The following is a 9,141-nucleotide window of genomic DNA, read 5'->3' on the forward strand; positions in this document are numbered from 1 at the left end:
CCGCTTATTTTCCGTATTGTTCGCAAATTTCATTGACCGCGCGGCAGACCCGCTCCACGTCGCCCTCGTTCATCAGCGTGAACAGCGGCAGCGTGACGTTGGTAGCGCCGAAGCGCTCCGCGTGCGGAAACATCCCTTCCTTGAAGCCGCGCGCACGGTACAGCGAGAACAGGTGAATCGCAGGATAGTGCACGCCCGAGCCGATGCCACGCTCTTTCAGCGCGCCCATGAAGCCGGCGCGGTCGATCGACAGTTTTTCGAGCGGCAGCGTGATCTGGAACATGTGCCAGTTGCTGTTTTCGAAGTCCGCAAACGGCAGGCCGATGCCCAGCTTGACCGCCGCGCCGCCTTCGAGCCCTGCGAAATAGGCGCGCACGAGTTTTTTGCGCTGCGCGAGGAAACGCTCCAGGTGCGGCAGTTGACCGAGGCCGACGCGCGCGGCGACGTCCGTCAGGTTGTACTTGCCGCCCAGCACATCGCAGTCCATGCCGTCGAAGCCGGTGCGGGTAATGCCTTGCAGGCGGTACTTCTGCGCGAGGATCGCTTCTTCCTCGTTGTTCAGCACCAGCGCGCCGCCTTCGATCGAAGTCAGATTCTTGTTCGCGTGAAAGCTGAACGAAACCATGTCGCCGAGTCGGCCGATGCGCTCGCCTTTCCACGTCGAGCCGAAGGCCTGCGCGGCGTCTTCGATCACGCGCAGCTTGTGGGCGCGGGCGATTGCGTACAACCGGTCCATGTCGACCGGCAGGCCCGACAGGTACACCGGAATGATGGCCTTGGTGCGCGGCGTGATGGCCTTTTCCAGCAGGTCGAGGTCAATGTTGCGGGTCACCGGATCGATGTCGGCGAACACCGGCGTCGCGCCGACTTCGTAGACCACATTGCTGGTCGCGACCCATGAAGCGGGGGTGGTGATGACTTCGTCGCCTTCGCCCACACCGGCGATACGCAGGCCGATTTCGAGCGTTGCAGTGCCGGAATTGAACGTGCGCACCGGACGGCCGCCGCAGAACTCGGACAACGCCGCTTCGAACTTCTGGTTCTGCGGGCCGGTGGTGATCCAACCGGAGCGGAGCACGTCGGCGACACCCTGAATCGTTTCTTCATCGATCTCAGGTTTGACAAACGGCAAAAACGGGACTGTTGACTGGCTCATGAATGCTTCGCTCGATTGAAAGGGGTGCAACCCGAAGGGCGCGAAGTAGATCACAAACTACCCGCAAACCCAAGGCCACGACTAAAAAAGGGCGCAACCGCCAAGCTTACCGCGGCCAACCTTACGTTTTACTTAGCCACCGGCGGTGTCCGGCTTACCGCACCTTTACCGCATCTTTGCTGCCGGCATTTTCGCAGCGCTCGCACCGGCGCTGGCAATAAACGGTAATAAATCGTGCCCGGCAAAGCGCGGCCGGGAGTATGACAGCCTAGCTGCGCGCCAGGACCACGACGCCGATCAGGATGACGCCGATCCCCACAAGCTTCTGCACCGACATCACTTCGCCGAATAGATACCACGCCGCGAACGCGTTGACGACGTATCCGAGCGACAACATCGGATAGGCGATCGACACGTCCACCCGCGAGAGTCCGACCACCCACACGCCCACGCTAATCACGTAACAGGCCAGCCCGCCGATGATCGGCGGCTGCGTCGCGAGGCGAAAGGCGATGGGCAGGATGTTCGCACGGGTGAATTCGAAGTGTCCAACGGCATTCGTTCCGGCTTTGAGCAGCAACTGCGCGCCGGCGTTCAACGTAACGCCGGCGAGGATACAAAAGAGGGAAATCGGGTTCATCGACTGGTCAGATCTTGATATGGGGTCATTGCTGTGGTTTTTCTACTGCCGGCGCGGGTCCGTCTTGCGCCGGTGCGCCCGGTGCTGCCGCGTCGGATGCGGGCGCGGGTGCCGCCAGGGGCTTCATGACCACCACCCGGCGCGGGTCGCGCGCGATCACCTGCATCGGCAGCCCCTCTTTGACCAGCCTGTCGTAAGTCGGCGGCGGAATCAGCGCGAGCGCGTAGCGCTCGGCCTTCCAGCGCTCGATCCACGCGTCGATCGACGGCACCCATTTCTGCGGCTCGACGGACACGCCGAATGCCAGCTCGTCGGGATGTTCGACCATGATCATCGTATGGTCGACATAGAACGGCAACGTGTGGTCGAGCACGCCGACCGAGTAGAACGGCGTATCGGCCGGCAACTTCGCGATCTCGGCCTTGATCGCGGGCGCGAGCGGCGCGCCGGAGCTCAGGCGGCCGAACACGTCGTGACCCGTGCCGGCAATCGTGCCGAGCAGCAGCCACGCCGCGCCAAAGCTCGCGACGGCGGCGAGCACGCCGGCGCGGCTGCGGCGGTTCAGCCACAGCGCGACGAGTGTGAACACGAAGGCGACGCCGAGTGCCGCCAGCACCCAGGTGCGGTATTCCACATAGAGCTCGGTCGGGTTGCGCGCGTTGCCGAAGCGCGACATGAACAGCGCGGCAAACGCGGCCACGACGAGAAACAGCGCATAGCCCGCCAGATGGCGGCGCAGCTGGTCGCGCGTGACGAGCGGCAGGTACATGCCGATGATCAGGGCGATCGGCGGGGCGATCGGCAGCGTGTAGGACAGGAGCTTCGAGTGGGACGCGCTGAAGAACAGGAAGATGAACGCGGTCCACACCAGCATCAGCGTGATCGGCGCAAAGCCGTTCGGCTGGCGCGGCAGGCGCCACGCGTGCCGCACGCTCTGGAAGGTCACGGACAACCACGGCAGGAAGCCGACCAGCAGCACCGGCACGAAGTAATAGAACGGCCCCGGACGGTTCTGTTCCGGCGTCAGATAGCGCTTGAACTGTTGAACGATGAAGAAAAAGTTCAGGAATTCCGGGTTGCGCTGCTGCACCAGTACAAACCACGGCGTGACGATCGCGAAAAACACGATCAGGCCGCCGATCAGATGCAGACGCTTCCACACGGCCCAGTCGCGTGCGGCCAGGGTGTACAGCACCAGCACCGCACCCGGCAGAATCAGGCCGACGAGACCCTTGGACAGTACCGCCAGCGCCATCGCTCCCCAGCACACCCACATCCACGCCCGCACGCTGGCGGTCGGCAGGTTGGGGCGCTGCGCCAGCAGCAGCGCGCAGAGCGTCAACTCCATCCAGAACGACAGGCCCATGTCGAGTGTGTTGAAGTGGCCCATCAGGTTCCAGTACGGGGATGTGGCCAGCACGATCGCCGTGAATACGCCGGTCGCCGCATTGAACACGCGCGCGCCGGTGAAGCCGATCAGCAGCACGCCGGCAAAGCCCGTCAGCGCGGTGTAGAGCCGCGCCTGCCATTCGCCGACACCGAACCACGCGAACGTCAGCGCGTTCGCCCAGGTCTGCAGCGGTGGCTTTTCGAAATACTTGTAGCCGTTATAGCGCGGCGTGATCCAGTCGCCGGTGACGAACATTTCGCGCGCCATTTCGGCGTAGCGGCCTTCGTCGCTCGGCAGCAGATGGCGCCAGCCGAGCGGCACGAACCAGATCACGGCGAGGGCCAGCACCAGCAGCAGGATCGTGGTGCGATTGAGCGGTAGCCTCGTCGGCGTATCGTTCATGGTTTCAACCTTTTTAGCGACGCCGCGTAGGCGGCGGGGCGGTGTTATTTGGGAAGGACGATCGCCGGCGTGGCGCCAATGGCGCGCAGTGTACGTTATCAGCCGTGATGCGGCGAGAGGCGGAGCCGCTCCGGAGGCCGCGCATGCCGTGCATGCCGTGCATGGCCTCCTGCGCCTGCACGCCGGTCACACGACAACTTCGTGGCGCCGACGCGGCGCCACTATGCTTCGATCAGCAACGCGGCTGCGACCTTGCGGCCCTCGGCCATCAGAATGTTGTAGGTGCGGCAGGCGGCCTTGAAGTCCATCGTTTCGACGCCGATGCGTTTGGCGGTAAGTGCGGCGGTCAGGCTCGGATGGGGGAAGCGCAACCGTTCGCCACCGCCGAACACGACCACTTCGGGCGCGGCGTCCACCAGCATGGCGAAGTGTTCGGCGCTCAACTGGTCGAAAGCGGAGACGGGCCAGGCGATGACGGGCGCATCCGGCAGCAGGAGAATACTGCCGGCGTGGCGCACCAGATTGATTTCGACATAGCCGGCGCCGTAGCCGGTGACGGTGTTGAGGGCGCCGCTGGAATCCTGATGTAATTTCAAATTCGTTTTCCGAAGTCGTCGCGAGACATCATGCGTGTTGGCGGCCTGACCGGGCAGAACGGAAGCAGGGCGGTTTGACGCGAGTGGGACACGCGAATGGCACAGAAGCGGCCGAAAAGGCCTGCCGTTGCAGTTGGTGCATTGCGGAAGTCGGCCAAAATCCGCTAAATTATAACTTTTTAGCCGCCTTGCGGCGCCCCTCGCTCAAGTGTCGCCTCATGTGCTGTCATAAGCCGCGCTGAGGGCACTGGCGCGGTCCCCGGCTACCTGCCTTGGTTCTGCCCGCGTTTTGTCGGTTTTTCGACTGTTTTTACCTGCTTTGGGTCTGCTTTTTGTCCGTTTTGGGTCTGTTTTGGATCTGTTTGGCTGCTGCGCCGGCGCAATCCGCCGGACGCGCGCCTGAGCAGCCCGGCAAGCTGGCCCAATTCGCGCCTGGCAGCCCGCTCCGTGTCTGGCGGGCGTGCCACGTCATAATTCCCCGTATCGGCGGACTTGCTTGGGTCCCGGTATATTCGCTCCCGCTTGTTTGCCAAGCCCATCAACAGGATGAAGTGCCCGCCGTGAAACCGATTCTCAAATCCAACAAGTTGTTGAATGTCTGCTACGACATTCGCGGGCCTGTCCTCGAACATGCGAAGCGGCTCGAAGAAGAGGGCCACCGCATCATCAAGCTGAACATCGGCAATCTCGCGCCGTTCGGCTTCGACGCGCCGGATGAAATCATCCAGGACATGATCCTGAATCTGCCGGGCTCGTCCGGCTACTCGGATTCCAAGGGCGTGTTCGCCGCGCGCAAGGCGATCATGCATTACACGCAGCAAAAGGGCGTGCATGGCGTCGAACTGGACGACATCTACATCGGCAATGGCGCCTCCGAGCTGATCGTGATGGCGCTGCAAGGCCTCCTGAACGACGGCGACGAAGTCTTGCTGCCCGCGCCGGACTACCCGCTGTGGACCGCCGGCGTCAGCCTGTCGGGCGGCACGCCCGTGCATTACATCTGCGACGAATCGAACAGCTGGATGCCCGATCTGGACGACATTCGCGCGAAAATCACGCCGAATACGCGTGCGCTCGTCGTCATCAACCCGAACAATCCGACCGGCGCGCTGTACTCGGACGAACTGCTGCTCGGCCTGATCGAGATCGCCCGCCAGCACGGCCTCGTGATCTTCGCCGACGAGGTCTACGACAAGATCGTCTATGACGGCAAGAAGCACACGTCGATGGCCGCGCTCTCCGAAGACGTGCTCACCGTCACGTTCAACAGCCTCTCGAAGAGCTACCGTTCGTGCGGCTACCGCGCCGGCTGGATGTTCATCTCGGGCCTGACCGGCGAGAACCGCCGTAATGGCAAAGACTATTTCGAAGGGCTCGGCATTCTGGCCTCGATGCGCCTGTGCCCGAACGTGCCCGGCCAGTACGCGATCCAGACGGCGCTGGGCGGCTACCAAAGCATTAACGACCTGATCGTGCCGAGCGGGCGCCTGTACAAACAGCGCGAACTCGCGTATGACATGCTGACGGCCATCCCCGGCGTGAGCTGCGTGAAGCCCGAGGCGGCGCTGTACATGTTCCCGCGCCTCGATCCGAAGATTTACCCGATTCAGGACGACCAGCAGTTCATCCTTGATCTTCTGCTGGAAGAGCGCGTGCTGCTGGTTCAAGGCACCGGTTTCAACTGGAAAACGCCGGATCACTTCCGCGTCGTGTTCCTGCCGAACGTGGACGACCTCGCGGATTCGATCAACCGGATCGCGCGCTTCCTCGACGGCTACCGCAAACGCCACACGGCTTGAGATAGGCGGCGCGCCCGGTGCGCGCCGCTGCCAGCCCCAGATTCCGCAGTTTCCTTTTAATCACTTACTCGAAAACACACGCTGCATGGAACCGATCAAAGTTGGACTGCTGGGCTTCGGCACGGTAGGCAGCGGCACCTTCACGGTACTGCGCCGCAATCAGGAAGAAATCAAACGCCGCGCGGGCCGTGGCATCGAGATTGTGCGCATTGCCGTGCGCAATCCCGCCAAGGCGACCGCCGCGCTCGGCAGTGAAGCCGGCACAGTGGCGCTGACCGATGACTTCAACGCGGTGGTCGACGATCCGTCGATCGATATCATCGCGGAAATGATCGGCGGCACGGGCGTGGCCCGCGACCTCGTCCTGCGCGCGATCAAAAACCGCAAGCATGTGGTCACCGCCAACAAGGCGCTGCTCGCCGTGCACGGTACGGAGATTTTCGAAGCGGCGCGCGCCAACGGCGTGATGGTGGCGTTCGAGGCCGCGGTGGCGGGCGGCATTCCGATCATCAAGGCGCTGCGCGAAGGGCTCACGGCCAATCGCATCCAGTACATTGCCGGCATCATTAACGGCACGACGAACTACATCCTCTCGGAGATGCGCGACCGCGGGCTCGACTTCGCGACCGCCTTGAAAGCGGCGCAGGAACTGGGTTACGCCGAAGCCGATCCGACCTTCGACATCGAAGGCGTGGACGCCGCCCACAAGGCGACGATCATGAGCGCGATTGCGTTCGGCGTGCCGGTGCAGTTCGATAAGGCGTACGTCGAAGGCATCAGCAAGCTGGCGGCGATCGACATCAAATACGCCGAAGAGCTCGGCTATCGCATCAAGTTGCTCGGCATTTCGCGCCGTACGGACAAGGGCATCGAACTGCGCGTGCATCCCACGCTGATTCCGGAAAAGCGCCTGCTGGCGAACGTTGAAGGCGCGATGAACGCGGTCGTGGTGCACGGCGACGCGGTTGGCTCGACGCTGTACTACGGCAAGGGCGCGGGCGCGGAGCCGACGGCATCCGCCGTGGTGGCCGACCTCGTCGACGTGACGCGTCTGCATACCGCGGACCCGGAGCATCGCGTGCCGCATCTGGCATTCCAGCCGGACAGCCTGTCGAGCACGCCGATCCTGCCGATCGAAGAGGTGACGAGCGGCTACTACCTGCGTCTGCGCGTGGCGGACGTGACGGGCGTGCTGGCCGACATCACGCGCATTCTGGCGGATACCGGCATCTCGATCGACGCGTTGCTGCAGAAGGAGTCGGAGCAGGTCGACGCGAACGGCAAGGGCGAAACCGACATCATCCTGATTACGCACGAGACGGTTGAAAAGAACGTCAACGCGGCGATCAAAACGATTGAAGCGTTGAAGACCGTTGTCTCGCAAGTCACGAAGCTGCGCATGGAAGCGCTGAACTAGGCCGAACTATGAACTACCTCTCTACGCGCGGCGCCGGAGCCGGCGAGCGCCATACCTTTTCCGAGATTCTGCTGGGCGGTCTGGCGAAAGACGGCGGCCTGTACCTGCCGGCGCAATATCCGCGCGTCACGGCTGACGAACTGACGCGTTGGCGCACGCTGCCGTACGCGGACCTTGCCTTTGAGATCCTGTCGAAATTCAGCGACGACATCCCCGCCGAGGACCTGCGCGCACTGACGCGTAAGACCTACACGGCTGAGACATATTGCAACGTGCGCGACGACGAAAGCGCTGCGCAGATCACACCCTTGAAGACGCTGGGCGTCGAGAATGGCGCGCCGTTGTCGTTGCTGGAACTGTCGAACGGACCGACGCTCGCGTTCAAGGACATGGCGATGCAGTTGATCGGCAACCTGTTCGAATACGCGCTGGCGCGGCATGGCGAGACGCTGAACATTCTCGGCGCGACGTCGGGCGACACGGGTAGCGCTGCGGAATATGCGATGCGTGGCAAGCAGGGCATTAGCGTGTTCATGCTCTCGCCGCACAAGAAGATGAGCGCGTTCCAGACTGCGCAGATGTACAGCCTGCAGGACCCGAACATTTTCAACATCGCGGTCGAAGGTGTGTTCGACGATGCTCAGGACATTGTGAAGGCGGTTTCGAACGACCACGCGTTCAAGGCGAAGTACAAGATCGGCACGGTCAACTCGATCAATTGGGCGCGCGTCGTGGCCCAGGTCGTGTACTACTTCAAGGGCTACTTCGCCGCGACAAAGTCGAATGACGAGCGCGTCTCGTTCACGGTGCCGTCGGGCAATTTCGGCAATGTGTGCGCGGGTCACATCGCGCGCATGATGGGTTTGCCGATCGAGAAGCTGGTGGTTGCCACGAACGAAAACGACGTGCTCGACGAGTTCTTCCGCACGGGCATTTACCGTGTGCGCAAGGCGGCTGAGACGTACCACACGAGCAGCCCGAGCATGGACATTTCGAAGGCTTCGAACTTCGAGCGGTTCGTGTTCGACCTGCTGGGCCGCGACCCGGCGCGCGTGCTGCAACTATTCCGCGACGTTGAAGAGAAGGGCGGATTCGACCTTGCCGCGAGCGGCGATTTTGCGCGCGTGGCGGAATTCGGTTTCGTGTCGGGGCGCAGCAGCCACGAGGACCGCGTGGACGCGATCCGCGACGTTTTCGAGCGTTACGACACGATGATCGACACGCACACGGCTGACGGCCTGAAGGTAGCGCGCGAGCATTTGCAGGCGGGCATCCCGATGATCGTGCTGGAGACGGCGCAGCCGATCAAGTTCGGCGAGACGATCCGAGAAGCGCTGCTGCGCGAACCGGAGCGCCCAGCCGCGTTTGCGGGACTGGAGTCGCTACCGCAGCGATTTGAAGTGCTGCCGGCGGACGTCCAGCGCGTGAAGGACTTCATCGCGGCAAAGACGGGCGAGTAACACCATGAGCATCGAGCGCGACGGAGTCGCGCTCGAGCGACAAACAAGATCGATTTTGGGGAAGACCGCCACGGCGCGCGCAGCGCCGCCGGAGGTATGACTGCTGTGTCACTCGCGCCGAATGTGCGAGAACACGGATTCCAGATGCACCACTACCGTGGCTGCGCGGGGAGGGTGTAATTAGTTTTGTGTAAACGGTCATTTGGCAGGAGACTGCCAGTAACAGGAGCGACGATGACCGTAGCGAAACGCAACAAACGAGTGAAACCCGATCCTGAGCT

7 protein-coding genes are annotated in these 9,141 nt (G+C 62.7%); 3 read left to right on the forward strand and 4 right to left on the reverse strand.

What is annotated here, in order from left to right; translation table 11 throughout:
- Positions 1-4 precede the first annotated feature (4 nt).
- From KHO23_RS33150 to KHO23_RS33165, 4 genes are all read right to left on the reverse strand, one after another.
- Positions 5-1,156 carry a DegT/DnrJ/EryC1/StrS family aminotransferase gene (locus tag KHO23_RS33150; protein WP_211617086.1) on the reverse strand — a complete coding sequence of 384 codons (1,152 nt, stop codon included), beginning with the start codon at positions 1,154-1,156 and terminating at the stop codon, positions 5-7.
- A gap of 268 nt (positions 1,157-1,424) precedes the next feature.
- Complete coding sequence (locus tag KHO23_RS33155) at positions 1,425-1,796, reverse strand: DMT family transporter (protein ID WP_120291601.1); 372 nt, start codon at positions 1,794-1,796, stop codon at positions 1,425-1,427.
- 25 nt (positions 1,797-1,821) lie between these two features.
- Entirely contained in the window at positions 1,822-3,588 is a 1,767-nt protein-coding gene (locus tag KHO23_RS33160; protein ID WP_211617088.1) for a glycosyltransferase family 39 protein, read from the reverse strand.
- Between the two features lie 221 nt (positions 3,589-3,809).
- The gene (locus KHO23_RS33165) at positions 3,810-4,184 is read right to left on the reverse strand and encodes an Mth938-like domain-containing protein (RefSeq protein ID WP_211617090.1); all 375 of its coding nucleotides are present in this window, start codon (positions 4,182-4,184) and stop codon (positions 3,810-3,812) included.
- A gap of 551 nt (positions 4,185-4,735) precedes the next feature.
- Here KHO23_RS33165 and KHO23_RS33170 point away from each other — a divergent pair.
- The 3 genes from KHO23_RS33170 (at position 4,736) to thrC (ending at position 8,860) form a co-directional block, all read left to right on the forward strand.
- On the forward strand, positions 4,736-5,983 hold the full coding sequence (locus KHO23_RS33170; protein ID WP_280519153.1) for a pyridoxal phosphate-dependent aminotransferase: 1,248 nt from the start codon (positions 4,736-4,738) through the stop codon (positions 5,981-5,983).
- Positions 5,984-6,068: 85 nt separating this feature from the next.
- Positions 6,069-7,400 carry a homoserine dehydrogenase gene (locus KHO23_RS33175; RefSeq protein ID WP_211617092.1) on the forward strand — a complete coding sequence of 444 codons (1,332 nt, stop codon included), beginning with the start codon at positions 6,069-6,071 and terminating at the stop codon, positions 7,398-7,400.
- A gap of 8 nt (positions 7,401-7,408) precedes the next feature.
- Positions 7,409-8,860: a threonine synthase gene (gene thrC / locus KHO23_RS33180; protein ID WP_211617094.1), complete on the forward strand. Its 1,452-nt coding sequence runs from the start codon at positions 7,409-7,411 to the stop codon at positions 8,858-8,860.
- The last annotated feature ends 281 nt before the right edge of the window (positions 8,861-9,141 follow it).

Origin of the sequence: Paraburkholderia haematera, assembly GCF_905220975.1 — a bacterium.
GTDB classification, from domain to species: domain Bacteria; phylum Pseudomonadota; class Gammaproteobacteria; order Burkholderiales; family Burkholderiaceae; genus Paraburkholderia; species Paraburkholderia haematera.

Coding starts and splice junctions, on each gene's coding strand:
- KHO23_RS33150 (WP_211617086.1), bottom strand. CDS start 1,156: ATGAGCCAGTCAACAGTCCCGTTTTTGCCGTTTGTCAAACCTGAGATC.
- KHO23_RS33155 (WP_120291601.1), bottom strand. CDS start 1,796: ATGAACCCGATTTCCCTCTTTTGTATCCTCGCCGGCGTTACGTTGAAC.
- KHO23_RS33160 (WP_211617088.1), bottom strand. CDS start 3,588: ATGAACGATACGCCGACGAGGCTACCGCTCAATCGCACCACGATCCTG.
- KHO23_RS33175 (WP_211617092.1), top strand. CDS start 6,069: ATGGAACCGATCAAAGTTGGACTGCTGGGCTTCGGCACGGTAGGCAGC.
- thrC (WP_211617094.1), top strand. CDS start 7,409: ATGAACTACCTCTCTACGCGCGGCGCCGGAGCCGGCGAGCGCCATACC.